The organism is Streptomyces sp. NPDC030021 (assembly GCF_055574035.1).
Window position 1 is genome coordinate 1 of the sequence record NZ_JBVIAH010000025.1, and the last position, 24,026, is coordinate 24,026.

21 protein-coding genes are annotated in these 24,026 nt (G+C 72.8%); 17 read left to right on the plus strand and 4 right to left on the minus strand.

The annotated features are described in order from the left end of the window. Positions 1-131: 131 nt before the first annotated feature. From ACZ4YL_RS35020 to ACZ4YL_RS35070, 11 genes are all read left to right on the plus strand, one after another. Positions 132-869, plus strand: a complete 738-nt coding sequence (locus ACZ4YL_RS35020; RefSeq protein WP_468121933.1) for a response regulator transcription factor — start codon at positions 132-134, stop codon at positions 867-869. After that, on the plus strand, positions 866-2,251 hold the full coding sequence (locus ACZ4YL_RS35025) for a sensor histidine kinase (RefSeq protein ID WP_468121934.1): 1,386 nt from the start codon (positions 866-868) through the stop codon (positions 2,249-2,251). Before ACZ4YL_RS35020 ends, ACZ4YL_RS35025 begins: the two co-directional genes overlap by 4 nt. A 49-nt stretch (positions 2,252-2,300) precedes the next feature. Beyond that, positions 2,301-2,705, plus strand: a complete 405-nt coding sequence (locus ACZ4YL_RS35030; protein WP_468121935.1) for a hypothetical protein — start codon at positions 2,301-2,303, stop codon at positions 2,703-2,705. Positions 2,706-2,870: 165 nt separating this feature from the next. Beyond that, entirely contained in the window at positions 2,871-3,266 is a 396-nt protein-coding gene (locus tag ACZ4YL_RS35035) for a peptidoglycan-binding domain-containing protein (RefSeq protein WP_468121937.1), read from the plus strand. 82 nt (positions 3,267-3,348) lie between these two features. Next, complete coding sequence (locus ACZ4YL_RS35040; protein WP_468121938.1) at positions 3,349-3,756, plus strand: peptidoglycan-binding domain-containing protein; 408 nt, start codon at positions 3,349-3,351, stop codon at positions 3,754-3,756. Between the two features lie 46 nt (positions 3,757-3,802). Continuing rightward, on the plus strand, positions 3,803-4,207 hold the full coding sequence (locus ACZ4YL_RS35045) for a peptidoglycan-binding domain-containing protein (protein WP_468121939.1): 405 nt from the start codon (positions 3,803-3,805) through the stop codon (positions 4,205-4,207). Between the two features lie 111 nt (positions 4,208-4,318). Then, positions 4,319-5,074: a tyrosine-protein phosphatase gene (locus ACZ4YL_RS35050; protein WP_468121940.1), complete on the plus strand. Its 756-nt coding sequence runs from the start codon at positions 4,319-4,321 to the stop codon at positions 5,072-5,074. 69 nt (positions 5,075-5,143) lie between these two features. Then, complete coding sequence (locus ACZ4YL_RS35055; RefSeq protein WP_030011489.1) at positions 5,144-6,088, plus strand: hypothetical protein; 945 nt, start codon at positions 5,144-5,146, stop codon at positions 6,086-6,088. Positions 6,089-6,242: 154 nt separating this feature from the next. Beyond that, positions 6,243-6,731 carry a hypothetical protein gene (locus tag ACZ4YL_RS35060; protein ID WP_468121941.1) on the plus strand — a complete coding sequence of 163 codons (489 nt, stop codon included), beginning with the start codon at positions 6,243-6,245 and terminating at the stop codon, positions 6,729-6,731. Further along, positions 6,712-7,542: an inositol monophosphatase family protein gene (locus ACZ4YL_RS35065; protein WP_351159272.1), complete on the plus strand. Its 831-nt coding sequence runs from the start codon at positions 6,712-6,714 to the stop codon at positions 7,540-7,542. Before ACZ4YL_RS35060 ends, ACZ4YL_RS35065 begins: the two co-directional genes overlap by 20 nt. Positions 7,543-8,195: 653 nt before the next feature. After that, positions 8,196-8,546 (plus strand): VOC family protein, encoded by a 351-nt coding sequence (locus ACZ4YL_RS35070; RefSeq protein ID WP_468121942.1) that lies wholly within the window; start codon positions 8,196-8,198, stop codon positions 8,544-8,546. Positions 8,547-8,706: 160 nt separating this feature from the next. Here the strand turns inward: ACZ4YL_RS35070 and ACZ4YL_RS35075 are convergent, their stop codons facing one another. Then, positions 8,707-9,897: an SLC13 family permease gene (locus ACZ4YL_RS35075; protein WP_468121943.1), complete on the minus strand. Its 1,191-nt coding sequence runs from the start codon at positions 9,895-9,897 to the stop codon at positions 8,707-8,709. A gap of 156 nt (positions 9,898-10,053) precedes the next feature. On the opposite strand from ACZ4YL_RS35075, the gene ACZ4YL_RS35080 reads away from it, so the two are divergent. Together ACZ4YL_RS35080 and ACZ4YL_RS35085 are read left to right on the plus strand one after the other, a co-directional pair. Continuing rightward, entirely contained in the window at positions 10,054-15,924 is a 5,871-nt protein-coding gene (locus tag ACZ4YL_RS35080) for a WD40 domain-containing protein (protein ID WP_468121945.1), read from the plus strand. Between the two features lie 41 nt (positions 15,925-15,965). Beyond that, complete coding sequence (locus tag ACZ4YL_RS35085; protein WP_468121947.1) at positions 15,966-16,883, plus strand: aminoglycoside phosphotransferase family protein; 918 nt, start codon at positions 15,966-15,968, stop codon at positions 16,881-16,883. Between the two features lie 20 nt (positions 16,884-16,903). On the opposite strand, the gene ACZ4YL_RS35090 is transcribed toward ACZ4YL_RS35085, so the two are convergent. Beyond that, positions 16,904-17,494 (minus strand): isochorismatase family protein, encoded by a 591-nt coding sequence (locus ACZ4YL_RS35090; protein WP_468121949.1) that lies wholly within the window; start codon positions 17,492-17,494, stop codon positions 16,904-16,906. 166 nt (positions 17,495-17,660) lie between these two features. On the opposite strand from ACZ4YL_RS35090, the gene ACZ4YL_RS35095 reads away from it, so the two are divergent. Next, positions 17,661-18,656 carry a GlxA family transcriptional regulator gene (locus tag ACZ4YL_RS35095; protein ID WP_468121951.1) on the plus strand — a complete coding sequence of 332 codons (996 nt, stop codon included), beginning with the start codon at positions 17,661-17,663 and terminating at the stop codon, positions 18,654-18,656. 12 nt (positions 18,657-18,668) lie between these two features. Here ACZ4YL_RS35095 and ACZ4YL_RS35100 read toward each other — a convergent pair whose 3' ends face one another. Both ACZ4YL_RS35100 and ACZ4YL_RS35105 read right to left on the minus strand, forming a co-directional pair. Further along, positions 18,669-19,427: an anti-sigma factor gene (locus ACZ4YL_RS35100; protein WP_468121952.1), complete on the minus strand. Its 759-nt coding sequence runs from the start codon at positions 19,425-19,427 to the stop codon at positions 18,669-18,671. Then, positions 19,424-20,008, minus strand: coding sequence for a sigma-70 family RNA polymerase sigma factor (locus tag ACZ4YL_RS35105; RefSeq protein WP_468121953.1), 585 nt, complete (start codon positions 20,006-20,008; stop codon positions 19,424-19,426). The genes ACZ4YL_RS35100 and ACZ4YL_RS35105 overlap by 4 nt, the downstream gene beginning before the upstream one ends. A 221-nt stretch (positions 20,009-20,229) precedes the next feature. On the opposite strand from ACZ4YL_RS35105, the gene ACZ4YL_RS35110 reads away from it, so the two are divergent. The 3 genes from ACZ4YL_RS35110 (at position 20,230) to ACZ4YL_RS35120 (ending at position 23,994) form a co-directional block, all read left to right on the plus strand. Beyond that, positions 20,230-20,868: a fasciclin domain-containing protein gene (locus tag ACZ4YL_RS35110; RefSeq protein ID WP_468121954.1), complete on the plus strand. Its 639-nt coding sequence runs from the start codon at positions 20,230-20,232 to the stop codon at positions 20,866-20,868. Between the two features lie 107 nt (positions 20,869-20,975). Continuing rightward, positions 20,976-22,538: an SDR family oxidoreductase gene (locus ACZ4YL_RS35115; RefSeq protein WP_468121955.1), complete on the plus strand. Its 1,563-nt coding sequence runs from the start codon at positions 20,976-20,978 to the stop codon at positions 22,536-22,538. A 76-nt stretch (positions 22,539-22,614) separates the two neighbouring features. Next, positions 22,615-23,994: a cryptochrome/photolyase family protein gene (locus ACZ4YL_RS35120; protein WP_468121956.1), complete on the plus strand. Its 1,380-nt coding sequence runs from the start codon at positions 22,615-22,617 to the stop codon at positions 23,992-23,994. Positions 23,995-24,026 lie beyond the last annotated feature (32 nt).

Below are 24,026 nucleotides of genomic sequence, written 5' to 3' on the forward strand. Positions count from 1 at the left end.
CAGGCAGAGTCGCCACTGCAGCCCCACCGGCAACACAGCGACGGGGAGGACAAACAGCCCCAGAAAGTGACACCCAAGATGAAAACGACCTCTAAGAGGTTCTCTCAGAAGCCTTTGGCAGGCTTTGCCCCATGAGCTCCACGGACAGCACAGGCAACACAGGCAACACACGCGGCACAGGCAGGCAGCGCATCCTCGTCGTCGACGACGAGCCCGAGGTGCGGGCAGCCGTCGAGGACGGACTCGCGGTCGAGGGGTACGAGGTACGGGGTGCCCCGGACGGCCTCGCGGCGCTCTCCCAGGTCGCGGCCTGGGAGCCCGACGCGGTCGTCCTCGACGTGATGATGCCCGTACTCGACGGCCTCGCCGTCTGCCGGCAGCTGCGGGCGCTGGGCGACCGTACGCCCGTCCTCGTCCTGACCGCGCTCGACTCCGTCAGCGAGCGCGTCGACGGACTGGAGGCGGGCGCCGACGACTACCTCGTCAAACCCTTCGCCCTGGACGAGCTGGTCGCCCGGGTCCGCGCGCTCCTGCGACGGGCCGCGCCCGGACCCGCCGGCACCGCTGCCGCCCCGCTCGGCTTCGCCGACCTCGTCCTGGACCCCGCGACCCGGACCGGGCGCAGGGGGAGCCGTCCGCTGGAATTCAGCCGGACCGAAGCGGCCCTGCTCGAACTGCTCCTGCGCCACCCCGGCCAAGTACTCCCGCGCGAGCTGATCCTTGAACTGGTGTGGGGACGGGACTTCGGGCCGGATTCCAACTCCCTCGCCGTCTACGTCGGCTACCTGCGCCGGAAACTGGAGGCCGCGGGCGAGCCCCGGCTGGTGCACACCGTCCACGGGGTCGGCTACCGGCTGGACGCCGCGTGAGCGGCGGCCGCCGGCGGCTCGGCCGGGTCTGGCGCAGGCGCGGGCCCCTGCGCACCCGGCTGGCGCTGTCGGTCACCGCCGCCGTGGCTCTCGTGGCCGTCGGGGTGTGCGCGGCGGCGTTCCTGGTGGTCCGGTCCGCACTCTACGAGCAGCTCGACCTCAGCCTCACCCAGTCCGCGCGGCTCGCCGCCCAGCGCAACCCGGGGGCCGGGCCGGGCGTCCTGGCGGGGGAGTGCCGCTTCCTGGCCGCACCCGCATGCGCGGAGGTCGTCCCCGCCGACCCCGCCGACGACCCCCGCCCGCCGGGACAACTCCCCGTCGCCCCCGCCGCACGCAAGGTCGCCGGAGGCACGAAGTCCCCCTACTACACGAACATCACGGTCGCCGGACACCCCGCCCGGATGCTCACCACCGACTACGCCAAGGGCCGCGCGCTCCAGGTCGCCCTGCGGGCCGACACCGTCGAGGACGGCATCGAGGAAGCCGCAGGCTGGCTTGTCCTGACAGCCGCCGCCGGTGTCCTGCTGGCCGCCCTCCTCGGCTACTGGGTCTCACGGACCGGCCTGGCCCCGGTCGCTCGGCTCACCGCGACCGCCGAGCGGATCGCCGCCACCCGCGACGCACGGCACCGGATCGAACTGCCGCCACCGGGGCGGGAGGACGAGATCACCCGGCTGGCCGCCAGCTTCAACACCATGCTGGGGGAGCTCGAACAGTCGGTCGCCGCACAGCGCCAGCTGGTCGCGGACGCCTCCCACGAGCTGCGCACCCCGCTGACGGCACTGCGGACCAACGCCGAACTGCTGGCCCGGGCCGACCGGCTCACCCCCGACCAGCGCGAGCGCGCCTCGGCCGCGCTGGGGCGGCAGCTGCGGGAGGTGACGGGGCTCGTCAACGACCTGATCGAGCTGGCACGCGACGAAGAGCCGCAGCCGCTGGTGGAACAGGTCCGGCTGGGCGCGCTGGTGGAGCACTGCGCGCAGGCGGCGCGGACGCACTGGCCGGCCGTGCCCTTCCACGTACGCGTGCCGGCCGAGCCAGTCGTGGTGCCGGGGGTACCTGCGCGACTCAGCCGGCTGCTGGGGAACCTGCTCGACAATGCGGCCAAGTTCAGCCGGGACGGGCTGCCCGTCGAGGTGGAGCTGGTGGCGGGCGTCCCGGGCCGGGGGCCGGAGCTGACGGTCCGTGACCACGGCCCGGGGATCTCGCCGGACGACCTGCCGCACATCTTCGACCGGTTCTACCGGGCCGGGGCGGCCCGCGCCCTGCCGGGGTCGGGGCTCGGCCTGGCCATGGCCCGGCAGATCGCGCGGGCGCACTCCGCCGAGCTGACGGCGGAGCCCGCCCCGGGCGGGGGTGCACTGTTCCGGCTGGCGTTCTGACCGCCCCCGGCTGGTGCTCCGTGCGACGGGAGCCCGCACGATGGTCCCCATGACGAACCAACCGGCCGTGACCGGCCCTGCAGGGGCGGACGGGATCCCGCTCCCGCTCCCTCCGGGAACCAGCTGGCACGCTACGGGCTCGGGCGTCTTTCCCTACGCCGCGCGGGTCGAAGGGCGCTGGTGGGTGCTGCGGCTCAACGACTTCCCCGAGCACCCGCTCCTCACCCTCTTCGTCGACGGCCGGCGCGTCGCCGACGTGGACGACGTCCCGTCCGACTGGGAGCGGCCGGCGGATGCCTCCGCCCCCGTTCTCGCCGCGCCCGAACGCGCCGAGGTCCTCGGCCTCATGGCCGTACTCGGCCCCTACGGCGCGGAGTACGGCACCCCGTGCACCGGCGACTGGTGCACCTGCGATGTCCTCACCGAGTCCTACGTACGTGATCAGGCCGACTGAGCGGCCGTGAGCCGCGGGACGTCCCTGGGACGAGCCCTGGAAAGTGACTCTGAGCTGGGCGGATGTTCGTCCCTCGTGTCCCGGGCGGGTGGGACGCGGGAGGCGTGCGCGCTCCGTGTGGCAGCTTTTCGATGTCACCCGGTCACAGCGAAAGGTTCTTTCGACATGCGCATCCCCCGCCCCGCGAAGGGCGTCACCTCGCTCTTCCTCGTGGCTGTCTCGGCCGGCGCCCTGCTCGTCTCCGCGCCGGCCGCTCATGCGGACGACTCCTCGTACAAGATCTGCAAGGACACGTTCGGCACGCGCCTCTCCCCGAGCGGGCGCTACAACATCCCGCGGTACAACTACTCCCAGGGCGACTCCGACGTCTGCGTCGCCGGACTCCAGGAGCTGGTAGCCCAGTTCGGCCTGACCTCGTGGGAGCAGAGCGGCGGCAACTTCGTCGACGGCGCCTTCGGCGCTCGTACCAACTCGGCCGTCCGCAGGTTCCAGAGCACCCACAACCTCGACGCCGACGGCATCGTGGGTCCGCGGACCTGGGAGAAGCTCCTGACGGGCTGAGCACCGCCCGCTTCCCGCGATTCTCTTCTTCCTTCCCCCTTTCCTTCCGCTTCCTTTCCTCATCGACAGGAGACGCTTTTCCATGTCCTCGTTGCGCCGCATCCGCCCCCTGGCGGCCCTCGCGCTCGCCGCGTCCGCCGTCGGCACGCTGCTGATCACCGCCCCCACCGCCCAGGCCAGTTGGGGCAATGAGCTGCAGGCGTGCAAGAACGCGTACGGCTCCGAGTACTACAACGGCTGGGAGATCCCTACGGTGGTGCTCGCCAAGGGCTCGTCCGGCGTGTGCGTCCGGGAGCTCCAGGAGGAGCTGCTGGAGGCCGGCGCCGTCCGGAGCGAGGACCAGCCCGGCTTCGTCGACGGAAAGTTCGGCCCCAAGACGTACAACGCGGTGGTGAACTTCCAGCGCAGTGGCTCGACCCCGGGCGGCCCGGACGGCGTCGTCGGGCGCTACACCTGGCACCACCTGATCGCCACCGTCTACTTCGAGTAGTCCGGGTGGCCGGCATGCCCACCCTCACCGAAAGGAAGCTCCTGGCATGAACACCATCAGGCGTACGGCCGCCCGCGTCGGAATCCTGGGCGCGACGCTGCTCATGGCCGCCGGATTCGCCGCCCCGCAGGCCTCGGCCCAGGCCGGCTACCTGGAGGCGTGCACGAACCAGGTCGGCACACGCTGGGCGTCCAACGGCTGGCCCGTCCCGGCCGTGAACCTCGCCAGGGGCTCCACGGGCGACTGCGTCCGGGCACTCCAGTGGGCGCTGGTCCGCACGGGGTTCGTCAACTCTGCGGATGCCCCGACCTTCATCGACGGCTCCTTCGGCCCCAAGACCGAGGCCGCCGTGCTGCGGTTCCAGTCGGCGTACCCGCGGGAGACCGGCGGCCCGGACGGCATCGTCGGCATCAAGACCTGGGGATACCTCATCCCCGCCGCGGAGGGCTGAGTCCGCTTCCCGGACGTGATCTTCGGCCCAGTTCTCCTGCGGGCACCCCGTCGGGCGGCCGTCCTGCGGCAGGGTGTGCGGTAAGGAGTCCGAAGACGGGGGAGAGATCCGATGAAGCGGCACGTCGAGTTCGAGCGTCTGCACAACTTCCGTGACCTGGGCGGCTATCGGTCCGCCGACGGCCGGACCGTCCGGTGGGGGACGGTGTACCGGGCCGACTCGCTCGGCAAGCTGGCGGGCGGCGACTGGGAGCGGTTCCTGGAGCTCGGGATCGGGACCGTGATCGACCTGCGGTATCCGTGGGAGATCGAGGCCAAGGGGCGGGTGCCCGAGGCGGAGCGGTTCCGCTACGTCAACCTGAGCATCGAGCACCGGCCCTACGACCAGGCCGAGATCGACCCGGACATCGACCCCTGGCGCTACCTCGCGGACCGGTTCGGCGAGGTCACCGAGGACGGGGCCGAGGAGATCCGGCAGGTCCTGGAGGAACTGGCGCACGCACCCGGCCCCCTGGTCTTCCACTGCACCTCGGGCAAGGACCGGACCGGGCTCATCGGAGTCTTCCTGCTGACCTTGCTCGGGGTGGACCGGGCCGACGTCCTCGCCGACTTCGCGCTCACCGAGCTGGCCACCGAGCGGCTCGCCGCCGACTGGCGGGCCGCTCACCCGGGCCGGGTCATGAAGTGGCCGAGTTACGGCCGCGCCCCCGCCGTGATCATGGAGTTGGTGCTCGCGGACCTGGAGGCCCGGTACGGATCCGTGCACGGCTACCTCACGGACCGGGCCGGCCTGGCGGAGCGGACCGCGGAGCGGTTGCGCTCCCGCCTGCTGACCGGCGACCGCGGCAACGGCGGCCGCGCGACGTGAAGTCGCTCTGGTGGTGCCACCGGCGCGTCTCCTACCATCGGAACACGGGTGGGGGAGGGGGGTGCGTTCATGGCAGCGCACGTAGGGCGGCTGGAACGCTTCGTTGCCTGGGTGCTGCGGAACGCCGACGTCGTGGTCGCCCTGGGCATCGCAATGGCGGTCGGACTCCTCGACATCTTCGGAGACGTCATCAGTGACGACGTCTCCTCGGGTGCCACCCTCGTCGTGCTCGGCCTCCTCGCGACGGGGTCGATCGTGGAGCGGGTGCGCCGGCCCGCGAGCATCCAGGAGGCGATGAGCGGGACCCGGCAGGCCCTGGAAGACCTCGCGATGGTGCGTTCGCTCTCGGGCAACGAGGTCGGCGAGGCGCTGCGCAAGGCCCGCCAGCACACCAACCTCTGGTACTTCAAGGGCGGTACGGGCACCTACCTGCGGGCGGTCACCCTGCCCCTGTGCGTGGCCGCCGCCAAGGAACAGCGCTCCCAGCTCAACGTGAAGATCGACATCGTCAATCCGGCCGACGAGCGGGCCTGCGCCGCGTACGCCCGGTTCCGGCAGATGTTCGGCGGTCAGCGTCGGGGAGACGACGTGTGGACCACCGACCGGGTCCGCCGGGAGTCGTACGCGACCGTCCTCGCCGCCTGCTGGTACCAGCGGCAGCTGACCACGCTGGAGATCAGCGTGCACCTGTCGGCCGCCGTCCCTACCCTGCGTTTCGACCTGTCGGAGACCTGCCTCATCATCACCCAGGACGACCAGTCCCGGGTGAACCTGCTGGTGGAGCGCGGGCAACCGCTCTACGACTACTACGTGACCGAGTTGCACCAGAGCCGCGAGCAGGCGACCGTGCTCGATCTGCGCGTCGCCTCCCCGCTCGGGCAGGAGCCCACCGTGGACGAGGTGCGGACGCTCTTCGACGACCTGCGGCTGCCCTTGCCGCGCGTCTTCACCGACAGCGACATCGGCAAGATCATCGAAAAGGCCCTGCACGCGGAGGACCCCTACAGGAGGTGATGCGCTCCGGCGCGTGCCCATGGACCCCGAGCTCGAAAGCACTCTCGTCACCCTGGAGGCCATCGCCTCCGGGACCAGGGAGTTACATGCTGTCCGTCATCCGCTCGGATTCCTCTGCCTGCCACTGCTGAGAGAGGGTCCGCGCGGAATCTGCGTGCATCTCTTCGAGACCGGCAACCGCGCCGATCCGGACGCGTCACCGATGCACGCCCACAGCTGGGAACTGCGCAGCCGCGTGCTGTACGGGCGGGTGGCCAACGTGCCCGTACGGACGAGCGTGGTGCGGGACGGCGAGGAGGGCGCCACCCACCGGGTCTTCGAGGTGTTCAGCGGGAGCGACGGCGTGGACGAGATCCGGCCGACCCCGCTCCTGGTACGCAGCGAGCCCGGACCCGCCCACATCAGCGCGGGCGGGGAGACGTACACCCTGCCGGCCGGCGAGTTCCACGCCACCGCACTGGAGGGGGTGGAACCCGCGGCCACCCTGGTGCACGGCATGTCGATCCCGGGCCAGCTCGACCTCTCGCTCGGCCCGCTCGACGGCCGACCGCGCCGCACGACCCGCCGGCTGTGCGACACCGCCCAGACCGTGCGCAGCGTCCACACCGTCCTCAGGAGGATCGATGCCGAGCAGCGGGCCTGATTTCGACCACGAGAGGCAGGTCGCCGTCGCCGCGGCGGAGGAGGCGGGCGGCCTGCTGCGCAGGCGTTTCGGCACGGCGCGGTGCGTGCGGACGAAGGGCGGGTCCGGGGACGTGCAGGTGGACCTCGACCTCGCCGCCGAGAAGCTCGTGCTCAGCCGGATACAGCGCCACTTCCCCCACGACCGGATCCTGTCCGAGGAGGCCGGGCTCCTGGACGCGGCGGGCGAACGGACCTGGCTGGTCGACCCGCTGGACGGCAGCAACAACGTCGTCATCGGGCTGCCCACCTATGCGGTGGGGATCGGGCTGTGCCTGGGCGGTACGCCTGTGATGGGAGTGGTGCACGAGCCGGTCACCGGGGAGACCTGGCACGCGGTCCGGGGGTACGGAGCCCACGGGCCGTCCGGCGCGCTGCCCGGCCCCGGCCCCACCCTGCCGCGCCCCGGCCCCGTCGTGGCCTGGACACAGGGGTACGCCGTGGAACGGGGCGACGTGACGGCGGTGGCCCTGCGCGCGGTGCTGGAGCTGCGCTGCCGGCGCGTCCTGCAGCTGTGGGCGCCGCTGCTCGGCTGGAGCCTGCTGGCGCGCGGCACCATCGACGCCTTCGTCGGCTACCGCGCCGAGGGCGTGGACCTGCCGACCGGGGCGCTGCTCGCGGCCGAGGCGGGCGTGGAGCTGCGCACGCTGTCCGGGGCGGCGTTCAGACCCGGCTTCGCCGGCGCCGACACCGGGCGCAGCTTCGTGGCGGCGCGCGGCGAGACCCTCGCCTACCTCCTGGACGAGGTGGGGTCCATCACCCCGAGCGTCTAAGGGCTGTCCCGTAATCCCCGGTGGATCAGCGCACGGCGTCAGATGCGGTGCATCGCAAGGCGGAGGGGCGTCCTCATGCTGGGCGTATTCGGGCGTTCCGACAACGCGGCGAGGTGCCGTAGCTGACGTCGTGCGCCCGCCGGGGATTGCGGGACAGCCCTTAGGGGGCATCAGGCCGGGGCTGACCTCGTTTCACTCGGTTCGCGCCTTCGGCACGTAGAAAGCTGTCCGACGGAGCGGGCGGCCGGGCCGCACGGCTGCGATGATCTGCGGGCGGACTGTGCCGGCGCGATCGCGGGGTTCGGACGAGTACACGTCCCCCAATCGTCCGATCATGCGGTGATCCACGGCAATCCGCAGCGGCCTGGGTCCGCACTACGGCTGGAGTCACAGCCGGATCGCGGCGACGGCCGCCTTGGCGTGGGCAAGGCCACCGCGCGCCTGGATCTCGGATCCGGGCCAGGTGCCGCCAAAGGCGGCGACCACGGAGAAGAGGGCAAGCAGGATCGGTGCGAGGCAACCGCCGCCGCTGTCGCCTGCCGTGCAGCTCGGCTTCGTCGTGTCGTCGGATGCAACCGAAGGTCTTCTTGGACGTGAGCGTGCCAGGATGCCGGGGACACGACCGCCAGCACGTCGACGGGCAGGAGCCAGCCATGATCAGCGGCGCACATGTCATCCTCTGCAGCCAGGACGCCGAGGCGGACCGCGCCTTCATCCGTGACGTCCTCGACTTTCCCGGCGTCGACGCGGGCGGCGGCTGGCTCATCTTCAAGCTGCCCCCGACCGAGATGGCCGTGCACCCGACCGACGGCCCGCCCCGGCACGAGTTCTTCCTGATGTGCGACGACCTCGATTCCCAGCTCGGCGAGTTCCACGCGCAGGGCGTCGAGATCACCCGCCCGATCAGCGAACAGCGCTGGGGCAAACTGACTGCGATCCGCCTCCCCAGCGGAGCCGAACTCCCGCTGTACGAACCGCTGCACCCCATCGCCCACAGCCTGTGACCCCACGTAGAAGTTCACCGAGTCGTTCACGTGGACATGGGGCGGGGTGATCTGACGGATGCCGAGTGGGGACGGCTGCGGCTGCGGCCGCGTTCCGCGGAACACCGCAACCGCAGCGATCGCGGTCATCCCGGTCCGCGCATGATCGCCCGGACAAGTCCTACGTGGTGGCCGCCAGCGCCAGGGTCGCCGCCAGCGTGCCCGCCACCGCCAGCACGAAGCCCGTACCGAAGAAGCGGCCCAGGTCGATCCGGGTGCCGTGCCAGCGGCACCGCTCGAACCACAGGAGGGTGGCCAGCGAGGCCCACGGCGTGATGACCGGCCCCACGTTGACGCCGATCAGCTGGGCGAGCAACTGCTCGTGATTGGCCACCGGAATGGCCGCCTCGCCCGCCAGATAGGCCGGGAGGTTGTTCAGCACGTTCGAGAAGCCCGCCCCGACCGCCGCCGACCTCAGCATGCCGACGACGCCGTTGTCGGAGCCCATCGCCGCCGCGAGGATCTCATGCAGCCCGTGGGCGTTGACCGTCTCCACGACCAGGAACATCCCCGGGACCAGGACGAGGAGCCGCCAGGGGATCAGGGAGAGGCGCAGCGTCTCCCGGCTGCGCACCCAGAAGGCCACGACCACGATCAGTGCGGCCGCCATCGACGCCGACCACAGCGGCACGTCGGCGAGCAGGATCGCCAGCAGGAATCCGGCGCACGCCACCGCGCTCACCCGGAACAGCACCCGGTCCGCGGGGCGTGGCAGGGGCGGCGGGGTGTAGCGGGTCTCGCCGCGGCGCCCCGGGCGCCAGTAGAACCCCCACAGGCAGGCCATCGTGACCGCGATGGCGGCCAGCTGCGGCGCCCACATGGAGGCGGCCATCTCCGACGGGGTCAGCGCGATCCGGTCCGCGGCCAGCAGGTTCGTCAGGTTCGACACGGGAAGCAGCAGGCTGGCCGTGTTCGCCAGCCACACCGTGGTCATCGCCAGCGGTACGGGCGCGATACCGACCCGGGTCGCCAGCGCCAGCATCACCGGGGTCAGCAGGACCGCCGTCGTGTCCAGGTTGAGGGTGATGGTGGTGACGGACGCGAACAGCACGCAGAGACAGAAGAGGAGGGGATACCGGCCGCGCCCCGCCCGGGCCACCCAGGTGGCGACGACGTCGAAGACCTCCGCCTTGCCGGTCAGTTCGGCGAGGACGATGACGGTGGCCAGGAACACCACCAGCGGACCGATGCGCTCCAGCACGTCCGCGGCGGGCCCGGTGGGCAGCAGACCCGTGGCGACGCACAGCGCACCGAGTGCGAGCAGGCCGCCGGCCAGCCAGTCCAGGGGATGCAGACGCCTGAGGAGAGACACGGCGAACAGGTTCGCACATACACACGCCCCGGCATCAGACGGGGCGGAAGGAACCGGACAGGCCCGCCCGGGCGGGGTGTCCGGCGGCCCGCCCGGGATCGCCCCGTCCTTGACGGGACGAACCCGCCGCCGGGGGCACGGCCCTACGATGGAGTCATGATGACGGACGGGCAATTCGGCGCTCCCGCAAGAGAGTTCGACTTCTTCATCAGTTATTCCCCGGCAGACGAACAATGGGCCGCATGGATCGCCTGGACCCTGGAGGAAGCCGGCTACCGCACGGTGGTGCAGGCCTGGGACTTCGTACCGGGAACCAACTTCATAGACTTCATGGACCGGGGGGTCAGCGAGTCCCTGGCGGTCATCGCCGTACTGTCCCGCCACTACGAGCGTTCCACCTACGGTCGCATGGAATGGCAGGCCGCGCTCCGGGCCTCGCCCGAGTCGCCCGAACGGAGGCTGCTGACCGTCCGGGTGGACGAGATCCCGATCGAGGGACTCCTCGCCACCATCACCTACGTCGACCTCGTCGGCGTGGCGGACATCGACGCGGCCCGCTCCCTGCTGCTGAACCGGGTCGGGCAGGCCGTCGACGGCCATGCCCGGCCGGGCCGCCGTCCCGGCTATCCGGGGAGCGGACCGGGACCCGTCCGCCACCCGGAGCAGCCCAATCCGGGCCGGCCGCAGCCGAGCGCGCTCGCCGGCCCCGGCTGGCCGGGGCGCCGGCGGCCGGCCCGGGCGCCGCTCTACCCGCAGGCAGGCGCGGCCGGCCAGAGCGCCCAGGACACCGTGACCGTCCTGCACCTGGCCGGGCCCGACTTCGGGCGCGGCCGCGAACCCGACTCGCTCAGCCGGCAGATCCGCGGCGACCTCATCATGCTCAGGGACGCGGGGGCACCCGCCCCCGATCTGATGGTGGTCACCGGTGACCTCACCGCGTCCGGCAGCCCGCGCGAATGCGACCAGGCCCTCAGCTTCCTCACCGCCCTGCGGTCCCAGCTCGACCTGTCCCCCCAGCGGGTGATGGTGGTACCGGGCGCGCAGGACGTGAACCAGGCCGCGTCCCAGGCCTACTTCCACACCTGCGAGGCGGACGAGGTGGCGCCGCAGCCGCCGTACTGGCCCAAATGGCGCCACTACACCCGGCTGTTCCGCGGCCTCTACCAGGGCCTGGACACCGTCTTCGACAGCGATCAGCCCTGGACCCTCTTCCCGGTGCCCGAACTGAGCACGGTCGTCGCCGGATTCAACTCCTCCATGGCCTACAGCCACCGTCCCGAGGAGCAGTACGGCTTCATCGGCCGCGATCAGGCCGCCTGGTTCGCCGAGGCCATGCGCCGGTACGAGGAGGAGGGCTGGCTGCGCATCGGCGCGCTCCGCCACCCGCTCACCGACGGCCGCCGCCCCGGTGACGCGGTCGGCGGCCCCGGCGGGCTGCGGGACGCCGACACCTTCGCCCGGCTGGCCGCCCCGCGGCTGCACCTGCTGCTGCACGGGCCGACCGGCGGCCCGCGCACCACCACCTCCGCGCCCAGCCGCACCCAGCTGGCCGGGACTTCCGGGGCTTCCGCGGCCTCCGGGGGCGCCGGTGAGCTGCCCCTGTTCGGCTCCGCGGCCCCCGCCCGGTTCCAGCTGCTCCAGGTCGGAGCCGAGGGCGTGACCCGCTGGGACGACCGGATCACCTCCGCGTCCGAGACCTTCCCCGCCGCGTGGCGGCAGACCCGCCGGGTCTTCCCCGTACCGGAACTGCCCGCCGTCATCGAGGTCGAGCGGGCCGGCGGCCGGGCCCCTCTGGACGACCCGGCCGCCTCGCTCGCCGAACGGGTGAAGGAGATCTGCCGCGTGCGCCGGGAGGGCGTACGGCTGCGCGACGTCCCGCGCCGCGAACCGGGCGACATGGTGCAGATCATGGCCACCTGGCAGGAGCAGGAGGACGGCGTCGTCCAGCAGCAGCGCATAGCCGTCCACCCCGGGAGCCCCACCGAGGAGGAACTCGACCGCTTCATCGCCCAGGTGCACGCGACCGACACCGGCTCCGAGGCCGTCCTCGTGTACGCGGGCGACGCCCCGGCCGGCGGGCTGCGCGGGCGGGCCGCCGCCCACGGCGTCCGGGTCCGGGTCCGCAGCTTCATCGAGTTCCAGGGCCTGCTCGACCTCCGCGGCTACGTCGCCGCGCAGACGGCCCGGCTCAGCAGCAGCGAGCAGTACGCCCCCGGCCTCTACCTCCCCCAGCGCTACCGCGACGCCGACCGCCCGGACGGCCAAGACAGTGCCGGCCAAGAACGTGACGGACTCGTCGAGGAGCTGCTGGAACTCCTGGAATCCGATCACGGCCGGTTCGTCTTGCTCCTCGGCGACTTCGGACACGGCAAGACCTTCGCCCTGCGCGAGCTCGCCCGGCGCATCTCCGAACAGCTCCCGCACCTGACCCCGCTGCTGATCCCGCTCAATTCCCTCGACCGGGCGCACAGCCTCGAAGGCCTGGTCGCCGCCCACCTGGCCGGCCACGACGTCGACACCATCGACCTGCGGGCCCTGCGCTACATGCTCGCCCAGGGCCGCGTCGTCCTGCTCTTCGACGGCTTCGACGAACTGGTCAACCGGGTCAGCTACGACCGGGCCGCCGACCACCTCCAGGTCCTCCTCGACGCGGCCGTCGACCACGCCAAGATAGTCGTCAGCAGCCGCACCCAGCACTTCAAGTCGCACGCCCAGGTGCTCACCGCGCTCGGCGAGCGCGTCGGCCTGCTCCCGCAGCGCAGGATCCTGGCCGTCGAGGGCTTCACCCCCGCCCAGATCCGCTCCTACCTCGTACGCAGCTACGGCGACGAGCGCGCCGCCGACCGCCGTTATCAGCTCCTGCGCAACATCCCCGACCTGCTGATGCTCTGCCGCAACCCCCGGCTGCTCTCCTTCGTCGCCGATCTGAGCCAGGACCAGCTGCGCGCGGTCGCCGGAGCGGGCCGGGCGCTCAGCCCCGCCCGGCTGTACGAGGACGTGTTCACCTCCTGGCTCGACCACGAGGAACGGCGCGGCCAGGGCGGGCCCGGCGCGCCGCCCGGGCTCACCATCGACCAGCTGTGGGCCGCGGTCACCGCGCTGGCCTGGCGGCTGTGGGAGAGCGGCCGCAGCGCCCTGCGGCTCGACGAGCTCACCGAGACCGTGGCCGACACCCTCAGCGGACTCACCGAGTCGTCCCCGCTCACCCCCTCCGAGCGCGCCCAGGCGGTCGGCGCGGGCAGCCTGCTGGTCCGCAGCGACGACGGGGTCTTCCAGTTCATCCACGGCTCCGTCATCGAATGGCTGGTGGCGCGGGAGGCCGCCCGCCAGCTCGCCCGCGGACAGCACACCCTGCTCCTCGCGCGCCCGCTCAGCCAGCTCGCCGTCGAGTTCTTCTGCGACCTCGCCGACCACGAGCAGTGCGCCCGCTGGGTGCGCGACGTCCTCGACTCCCCGGGGCGCGCCGTCAGCGAGGCCGCCCGCGCCAACGCCGTCCGGATCTCCGACCGGCTCCGGGTACCGGCCAATGCCGACCTGCGCGGCGCCCGGCTGGCCGGCGAGGACCTCTCGCACCGCGACTTCTCCGGGGTCGACCTCACCGACGCCGATCTGACGGACGCCCGGCTGATCGGTGCCAACCTCTCCGGCGCGCGGCTGCGGGGCACCCGGCTGACCGGCGCCCGCCTCGACCGGGCCGACCTGAGCCAGGCCGACCTGACCGGCGCGAACCTCAGCCGGGCCCGGCTGACCCGGACCGATCTGCGGGGCGCCCTGCTGACCGGCAGCCGCTGGCACCGGGCCGCGCTCATCGACGTGACGATGGACGACGCGGTGCGGTCGGCCCCCGAGCTCGGGACCGCCGCGATCGCCCCCGGGATGCCCGTGGACGCCGGGTTCCGGCCCTCCGCCGTCGGGGTCCCGTACGGCTTCGGCATGCGCACCAGCCGCCTCCCCGAACCCATCGCGTACAGCAGCGACGGCGAACTCCTCGCGGTCGGCAGCGAGGACGGCTCCATCCTGGTCTGCGGCGCCGACGACGGCCGGGCCGTGCGCACCCTCCAGGGGCACGAAGGGCGCGTGTACGCCGTGAAGTTCCGGCCGGACATCATCGCCACCGGCGGCTCCGACGGCGCCGTGCGGCTCTGGGACCCGGTGACCGGGGCGTGCCGGCACCACCTGCGGGTCCACCCCGACGGCGTGTGGCCGGTCTCCTTCGACGCGGCCGGCACCCTGCTCGCGACCGGCGACCGCGAGGGCCTGGTCACGGTCTGGGACACGGCCACCGGCGAGCCCGTGCACCGGATGCCGGGTCACACCGCGCCCGTCTACACCGCGGTCTACGGACCGGACGGCCTGCTGCTCACCGGGGACGCGAGCGCGAGGGTACGGCTCTGGGACCTGAACACCGGGCACTGCGTCCGGGAGATCGACGGCCACCAAGGGGCCGTCTACCGCGCCCGGTTCAGCCCCGACGGGACCCTCTTCGCCACCGCCGACCGGGGCGCGCCCGGGCAGGGCGGCACGGTGCGGATCTGGCGGACGGCCGACGCGCGGCTGCTGCACGAGTTCACCGGACACACCGGCCGGGTGTACGTCCTCGACTTCCACCCCGAGGGCAGCCTCCTCGCCAGCGGCGACACCGACGGCCAGGTGCGGCTCTGGGACCCGGTGGTCGGCACCCCCGCCGGAATCCTCGAACGGGGCACCGGAGCCGTCTACCAGGTGCTCTTCGGCGACAACGGGAAACTCCTCGCCGCCTGCGACAGCAACGGCGCGGTCCGGCTGTGGACGGTCACCGGGCGCCCCCACGGCTACACGATCGCCCTCCATCCCCAGCAGCCGACCGAGCACCGCGGCACGGCCTGGGCGTGCGCCTTCCGGCCCGGCGACAGCCAACTGCTCACCGTCGGCAACGACGGCGGCGCGCAGATCTGGGACGCGGCCACCGGCCAGGGCAAGCGCATCCTGCGCGGCCACGGCCGCCGGATCAGCGGTGTCGCCTTCAGCGCGGACGGCTCGCAGCTGGCCACGGCCGGGAACGACGGGGTCGTACGGCTGTGGGAGACGCGAACGGGCCGGCGTACGGAAGAGCTCACCGGGCGCGGCGACCGGCTGGTCTCGGCGGCCTTCAGCCCCCGCGACCCCATCCTCGCCACGGCCAGCAACGACGGCGACATGTACCTCTGGGACCCGGTCGGCGGCGAGTACCTGAGAGAGCTCGACGCCGAGACCGAGCACGTCTGGGCGGAGGCCTTCAACGCCGACGGGACCCTGCTCGCCACCGCCAACGACGACGATTCCGTCCGCGTCTGGTTCCGCCCCACGGGTTCTCCCGTGTCGACACTGACCGAGCACCGGGGCCGGGTCCGCTCGATCGCCTTCCGCCCGGACGCCGACGTACTGGCCACCGGCTGCGACGACAGTTTCGTACGGGTGTGGGACGCCAGGAGCGGAGGCCTCCTGGCGCAGCTCGGCGGGCACGCCGACCGGGTGTACGGCGTCGCGTACGGCCCGGGGAGCGCCTGGCTCGCCAGTGCGAGCTGGGACGGTACGGCCATCGTCTGGCGGGACGGGCAGGCGGATCGGCGCCTGCGCGGACGCGGCGGCAGGCTGTGGGCGGTGGCCGCCCACCCGAGCCTTCCGCTGCTGGCCACCGGCGGCGACGACCGGGCCGTCGGCCTGTGGGACGCGGCGACGGGCGAGCACCTCACCGACCTCGTCGGCCACACCGGCCGGGTGCTCTCGCTCGCCTTCTCCCCGGACGGCACGACCCTGGCGAGCGGCGCCGAGGACGGCACCGTACGGCTCTGGAACGTCCCCGCGGACGGGGAACCGCCGTCCCTGCGCGCGACGCTGATGGGTATGACGGGCGGCTGGGCGGCGCTGACACCGGCCGGCGGTTACAAGTACGAGGGCGATGTGGCCGGTGAGTTCTGGCACGTCGTGGGCATGTCCCGGTTCACCCCGGGGGAGCTCGACGAGTACCTGCCGGGCATCCACCGGCTACCGCTCGGCGAGGAGCTCTGACGCCCCGACGGGGATCACGGGACGGCTTAGGGTTGGTCCGCATGACGCACACCGAAACAGAGGTCACCGCGGAGCTGGTCCGGGACCTGTTACGCGACCAGCACCCCGATCTGGCGGATCGCCCCGTGCGGTTCGGCGCCCGGGGCTGGGACAACCAGCTGTGGCGGCTCGGGGAGGACCTCGCCGTCCGGCTGCCCTGGGCGACGCCGTCCGCGGACGCGCTGCTGCGCAAGGAGCACGCCTGGCTGCCCGCCCTCGCCCCGGCCCTGCCTCTGCCCGTTCCCGTCCCGCAGCGCATCGGCGAGCCCTCCGAGAGGTTCCCGCGCCCCTGGATCGTCACCACCTGGGTGCCCGGCGAGCCCGCCGACCGCGCCCCCGCCACGAACGCCGCCGACGCGGCCGAAGGGCTGGCCGCCTTCCTGACGGCTCTTCACCGGCCCGCCCCCGACGGGGCACCCGTCGGCAGCTACGGCCGCGGGGGGCCGTTGGCGGCAACCGCCGACGGGTTCGCCGAGGGGCTGGCCTCGGCCACCGGGCTGGGGCTGATCCCCGATCCGGACGCCGTCCGCGCGGTCTGGGAGGACGCCGTCGCCGCGCCTGTCTGGGCGGGCCCGGCGCTGTGGCTCCACGGAGACCTCCATCCGGCCAACGTCCTCACCGCCGACGGCTCCTTCTGCGGTGTGATCGACTTCGGTGATCTCTGCGCGGGCGATCCGGCCTGCGACCTCGCCGCCCCCTGGATCCTGCTGCCGGACGGCGCCGCCGACCGCTTCCACGCCGCCTACCGGCCGACCCCGGACGAGGCGACCCTGCGCCGCGCCCGCGGCTGGGCCGTGCAGCGCGCCCTCGGCGGCATCCTCATCGGCGAGGCCGGAGTCCGTGGCCGCCCGGGCGGCAAGCCCACCTGGGGCCCGCCCGCCCAGGCCGCGCTGCGTCGCCTCGTGGCGACGGCGGGCTGACCGGCCCGGCCGCCGCCGGCTCAGCCGAGGGAGGAGACGGACGGGACGACGACTCCGTAGAGATCGGCGATGGTGGCGAGCGCGGCGTGGTGGAGCTGCTCGGCGGACACCTCGGCGACCGCCGTCCGCAGCGGCCGGGTCGCGCAGGCGTCCGCGACGACCGTGGGCCGGTTGCCCCGCAGGAACGCGCCTTCCGCGGTGAAGGTCACGCACATGTGGGTCATGAACCCGGCGAGGATGACGTCCTTGTGGCCGGCGGCGTCCACGTGGTCGCCGAGGTCCGTGTCGACGAAGGCGTTGGGGACCGTCTTGACGACCACGGGTTCGCCTTCGGCGGGAGCCACCCGGGGGTGGATCCGGCCGATCTCGGCCCGGATGTCGTAGGGGCTTCCCTCGCCGCCGTCGTTGATCACATGGATGACCTTCGCCCCGGCCTCACGGGCCCGGGCCAGCAGCGCGGCGGCCGCGTCGAGGGCGGCCTCCCATCCCGTCAGCTCCATCACGCCCCGGGTGTAGGTGTTCTGGCAGTCGATCAGGATCAGCGTGGCTCCGGCCGGCGACGCCGGGCTCTGATCGAGGCCGCTCAGATCGCGCAGGGTCGTCTTGGACATGGAAATACCCTCCTGGGGTGTCACGTCGAGAGGTGCCGGCCGCAGAGCGGCGGCCGTGCTCTCCACGCTATGACCCACCCCGGATGTCGGCAATGTCATCCAACCCGCAGAAACCGACATACGGTGGGCCCTGACACGGCCGTCGTCGCACCGAACGGAGACCCCCTTGAGCACCGTCGGACGGTTCATCGTCGTCGTCCTCTTCGACGGCGTCGACCTGCTGGACGTCACCGGACCGCCTGAGGTGTTCGCCCTGCTGCAGCGGGAGCTGGGCGAGGCATCGGGATACCGCGTGGCCCTGGCCGCCGAGACCATGGACCCCGTCACCACCTCCGCCGGAGTCCGGATCCTCCCCGACACCACCTTCCAGGAGGTGGCGGGGCGCACCATCGACACCCTGCTGGTGCCCGGGTCGGTGGAGGTCGACGGCCGGGGCCGGGTCCGGGCCCTCGCCGACCCCGCCGTGGTCGACCGGGTGCGGACCCTCGCCGCCACGGCCCGGCGCGTCGCATCCGTCTGCGTGGGCGCGCACATCCTCGCGGACGCCGGGTTGCTGGACGGCAGACGGGCCACCACCCACTGGTCGACCGCCCGCCAACTCGCCGACGAGCACCCCTCGATCGAGGTCGACGCCGATCCGATCTTCATCCGGGACCAGGACGTGTGGACCGGCGCCGGGATCAGCGCCTGCCTCGACCTCTCGCTCGCCCTCGTCGCCGACGACTTCGGCGAGGCCGTCGCCCTGCGCGTCGCCCGCCAGCTGGTGATGTACCTGAAACGGCCGGGCGGGCAGAGCCAGTTCAGCGTCCCGCTCGAACCGGTGTCGACGACCCGGCGCATCGAGGACCTCCGCCACTACATCATGCGGAACCTCGCCGAGGAGCTCACCGTCGCCGACCTCGCCGAACAGGCGCACGTCGGCGAACGGCAGCTCACCCGGATCTTCAAGACGGAACTGGGGACGACCCCGGCCGCCTACATCGAATCGGCCCGCGTCGAAGTGGCCCGGAACCGGCTGGAGTCCACGGACGACACCCTCGAACGCGTCGCGACCGTCTGCGGCTTCAACACGACCGACACCCTCGTCCGTGCCTTCCGCCGCAAGCTCGACACGACGCCGACGGAGTACCGCAACCGCTTCCGGGCGTCTTCGGCCGTCTGAGCCGCGCCGGGCTCAGACCGTGGGGAAGGCCAGCAGGGCCACCGGAGCCGAAGTCGGATGCGGCGAGCCGCCGGCAGGTTCGACGGTGACGCCCATCCCCGACGCCGCGTTGACCGGGCCGTCGAGCAGGGTGGCCGTCGCCGGGGTACCGGTGTCCATCAGCCCCGCCGAACGCATCTTCCCGGCGCCGTCGTTGTACCAGAGCTGGTACACCTTGCCGCCGGGCGGCGCCGGCATGCCGGAGGCCGCGAAGACCGCCTGGTTGCGGGAGGCCGAGACGACCACCGTGCCCACCGCTCCGCCCCGCAGCGGCGCCGTGGCCACCCGGGCGTCGGCGGCCGCGAGCACCGCGCCGACCGCGTCGTTCGTGAGACGGGCCTGCTGCGCCTGCTGCCGGGCGTCCTCGGCCTGTTCGTACTGCGACACCGCGACACCGCCGAGCGCCACGGCCGCCGCGATGCAGGCCGCCAGGGCCCAGTTCGAGACCGGCCGCCAGCGGGGCCGTACGTGGCCGCCGCGTCCGGACTTCACCGTCGAGGGCCCTTCCTGGCGTACCGTCGCGATCCGGCGCATCACCGCGTCCCGCAGCGCGGGACTCGGCGGTGCCGCCACGGCGAGCCCGAGGCGCGTGACGGTCTCGGAGAACTCCCGGACCTCCTGCGAGCAGGACACGCAGTCGGCGAGGTGCCGCTCGACGGCGGTCCGCTCGTCCGGTTCCAGGGCGTCGAGCACGTAGGCGCCCGTCAATGTGTGCGGATCCGCGGTGTTCACACGCCCACCCCCAGGCAGTCACGAAGCCGGATGAGCCCGTCGCGCAGCCGTGTCTTCACCGTACCCAACGGCAGGGCCAGCAACTCCGCGACCTCCCGGTGGGTCAGGCCGCGGTAGTACGCCAGGGTGACCGACTGGCGCTGCAGCTCGCTGAGTCCGTGCAGACAACGCCGTACCTGCTCGCGCTCCAGCCGGGTCTCCACCTGCTCCACCACCTCGTCGTAGGCCGTGGTGTGGTCCAGCAGCGCCGCCCGCTTCTCACGGTTGGTCGACGCCTGCGCGGAACGCACCCGGTCGACGGCCCGCCGGTGGGCCAGGGTCAGCACCCAGTTCATCACCGAGCCCCGCGAGGGCTGGTAGCGGGCGGCGGTCCGCCAGAGCTCGACCAGTACTTCCTGGGCGACCTCCTCGGACTGGGCCGGGTCCCGCAGCACGGTCCGTACGAGGCCCAGCACGGGGCCCGACACCGCCTCGAAGACGGCCGTGAACGCCTGCTGATCACCGCGGGCCACCCGGCCCATCAGTTCCGGCAGGTCGGGAGCGGCCGACGGATGCCGGCCTATGCGCACGTTCTCTCTCACCGGGGAGGTCCTCCAGGAGTACTCGGTTGCACAGCTCATTCGGAGCCGAGGGGCAGGTGGATGGGTCGCGGCGGACATGACCTTCGGCAGCCCCGGAACGTTGTTCGACAGCTTGTGCGGGTCGCCGTTCGTTCGGGTGATGGGGCCATCCGGATGAGGGCCGGTGCCGAATAGGCGGCGTGACTCACCGATGGGTGAGTTCCGTAGACGCAGGAGAGACCATGAGCATTCACACCTTCCGCCGTGCCGCCCTCGCCGTGACCGCCGCAGTGCTGCTTCCGCTGGCACTGTCCGCCTGTTCGGAGGAGAGTACGAGCAATCAGGGGGCCGCCGCGCCCGGCGCGGTCTCTTCACCCCAGCCGATCGGCGAGATCGATACGGGCGCGGGCGGTCCGTTCGGCCCTGCGTGCGCCTCGGTGCCCAAGAGCGGCGCGGGCTCCTTCGACGGTATGGCGCAGGATCCGGTGGCCACCGCCGCCTCGAACAACCCGGCGCTGTCGACCCTGGTCTCGGCCGTGAAGAAGGCCGGCCTGGTGGACACGCTGAACAACGCCCAGGACATCACGGTGTTCGCGCCGACCAACGACGCGTTCGCGAAGATCCCGAAGGCTGACCTGGACAAGCTCCTGGCGGACAAGGCGACCCTGACCAAGATCCTCACGTACCACGTGGTGGGCGAGAAGCTCACCCCGCAGCAACTGGGGAGCGGTTCCTTCCAGACCCTCCAGAAGGGAATGATCACCACCAAGGGCTCGGGCAGCGCCTACCAGGTGAACAACTCCTCCAAGGTGGTCTGCGGCGACGTCCGCACCGCCAATGCCACCGTCTACATCGTCGACACGGTCCTCATGCCGAAGTAGGCGCGCTCCGGACGATCAGCTCGTGGGCGGCGGTCCGTGCATCCAGCCGGACCGTGCCCCCGGAAGAACTCCGGGGAGCACCCGCGACACCCGATCGGAGCAACTCCATGACGGACGCACAAGGACCCTCGGCCCAGGGCACACGGTGCCTGGTCACCGGAGCCACCGGCTACATCGGCGGCCGGCTCGTCCCCGAGCTCATCACCGCGGGCCACCGGGTGCGCTGCCTCGCCCGCACCCCGGAGAAACTGCGCGACCACCCCTGGGCCGGGCAGGCGGAGATCGTCCGCGGCGACGTCACCGACGCCGCGTCGCTCGCCCCCGCGCTGCGGGACGTGGACGTCGCCTACTACCTCGTGCACGCGCTCGGCACCGGGCGCGACTTCGAGCACACCGACCGCCTCGCCGCACGGAACTTCGCCGAGCAGGCCCGCGCCGCCGGCGTCCGCCGCATCGTCTACCTGGGCGGACTCACCCCGAGCGGGGTTCCCGACCGGGACCTCTCGCCCCATCTGCGCTCCCGCGCCGAGGTCGGGCGCATCCTCCTGGACTCCGGGGTCCCCACCACGGTGCTCCGCGCCGCCGTCATCATCGGCTCCGGCTCGGCCTCCTTCGAGATGCTCCGCTACCTGACCGAGCGGCTGCCCGTGATGGTCACCCCCAGCTGGGTGCGCACCCGCATCCAGCCCATCGCCGTCCGTGACGTCCTGCGCTACCTGGTCGGCAGCGCCGGTATGCCCGCCGACGTCAGCCGCGCCTTCGACATCGGCGGCCCCGACGTCCTGACCTACCTCGACATGATGCGCCGCTACGCCCGGGTCGACGGGCTGCCCCAGCGGCTCATCCTGCCCGTACCGGTCCTCACCCCGCGGCTCTCCAGCCACTGGGTGGGCCTGGTCACCCCGGTGCCCCGTGCCATCGCCCGCCCCCTCGCGGAGTCCCTCAAGTACGAGGTCGTCTGCGACGAGCACGACATCGCCACCTGGGTGCCCGACCCGCCCGGCACCCCTCTCGACTTCGACACGGCCCTCACCTACGCCCTCCAGAAGGTCCGCGACGCCCAGGTCCTCACCCGCTGGTCCTCCGCCTCCGTGCCCGGCGCGCCGAGCGACCCGCTGCCCACCGACCCCGACTGGGCCGGCGGCAGCCTCTACTCCGATGTGCGCGAACGCACCGTCGAAGCCTCGCCGCAGGCCCTGTGGCGGGTCGTGGAGGGGATCGGCGGGGAGAACGGCTGGTACTCCTTCCCGCTCGCCTGGGCCGTCCGCGGCTGGTTCGACCGGCTCGTCGGGGGCGTCGGACTGCGCCGGGGCCGCCGGGACGCCGCACACCTGCGGGTCGGCGACTCCCTCGACTTCTGGCGGGTGGAGGAGATCGAGCGCGGCAGGCTGCTCAGGCTCCGCGCCGAGATGCGGCTGCCCGGCCTCGCCTGGCTGGAGATGTACGCCGAGCAGGACGGGGACGGCCGCACCCGGTACCGGCAGCGGGCGCTCTTCCACCCGCGCGGCCTGGCCGGTCACCTGTACTGGTGGAGCGTCTCGCCGTTCCACGCCGTGGTCTTCGGGGGCATGGCCCGCAACATCGCGCGCACGGCGGAGGCGGGTGAAGACCGCGGCCCGGCCGCATCCGCCGGATCCGCTGCATCCGCCGCGGCCGCCCGCGCCGAATGACGGGCAAGGCCAGCCCAGCGACCACCGCACGGCACCTCCAGCGTCCGCCCGGTGGCCCGATGCCAGGAGCACCACCATGAACGTCTCGGTCGTCCTGTTCACCTCGGACCTCCGCGTCCACGACCATCCGCCGCTGCGCGCCGCGCTGGGCCAGGGGAACGAGACCGTTCCGCTCTTCGTCCGGGACCCGGCGGTGGACCGCGCCGGCTTCGCGGCGCCCAACCGGCTCGCCTTCCTCGCGGACTGCCTGGCCGGACTCGACTCCGGACTGCGCGAGCGCGGCGGCCGGCTCGTGGTGCGCTCGGGGGACCCCGTCGCCGAGGTGTGCGCCGTCGTACGGCAGGCCGACGCCGACGAGGTGCACATGGCGGCCGGGTGCAGCGCCTTCGCCCTGCACCGCGAGCAGCGGCTGCGCAGCGCCCTGGAGGCCGACGGGCGGCGCCTGTACGTCCATGACGGCGTGGTCACCGCCCTGCCCGCCGGCGCCGTGACACCGAGCGGATCCGATCACTTCGCCGTCTTCACCCCGTACTTCAGGCGCTGGTCGGGCGAACGGCTGCGCGAGCCGCTCGCGCCGCCGCGGGAGGTCCGGGTGCCCGGCGCCGTCCGCTCCGAGGCGCTCCCGTCCCGCGCCGCGGTCGCGTCCGTCTCGGCGGGCCTGGCCACCGGGGGTGAGCGGGAGGGCAGGCAGCGGCTCACGGACTGGCTGGGGGAGTACGCCGACGGGTACGAGGAAGGCCACGACGACCTCCCCGGCGACGCCACCTCCCGCCTCTCCCCGTACGTCCACTTCGGCGCGGTCTCGGCGGCCGAGGCCGTGTACCGGGCGCGGTCCCGGGGCGGGGCGGGCGCCGAGGCCTTCGTACGGCAGCTCTGCTGGCGCGACTTCCAGTACCAGCTCCTCGCCGCCCGCCCCGGCGCCGCCGCCCGGGACTACCGCACCCGGGACGACCGCTGGCGGCGCGGCAAGGCGGCCGAGGCCGACCTGCTGGCCTGGAAGGAGGGCCGCACCGGCTACCCCGTGGTGGACGCGGCCATGCGGCAACTCGCCCACGAGGGCTGGATGCCGGGCCGGGGCCGGCTGCTGGCCGCGTCCTTCCTGACCAAGACGCTCTACATCGACTGGCGCGCCGGAGCCCGCCACTTCCTCGACCTGTTGGTCGACGGTGACGTGGCCAACAACCAGCTCAACTGGCAGTGGGTGGCCGGTACCGGCACCGACAGCCGCCCCAACCGGGTGCTCAACCCGGTGATCCAGGGCAAGCGGTACGACCCCGACGGCGCGTACGTACGGCGCTGGGTCCCGGAACTCGCCGGACTGCCGGGCTCTTCGGTCCACGAGCCCTGGCGGCTGGCCGGCCCGGAACGGGCCCGGTACGACTACCCGGACCCCGTGGTCGGGCTCCCGGAGGGGCTCGCCCGCTTCCGGCAGGCCCGCGGCAAGGACGGCCCGTGACAAGGACGGCCCGTGACAAGGACAGCCTGTGA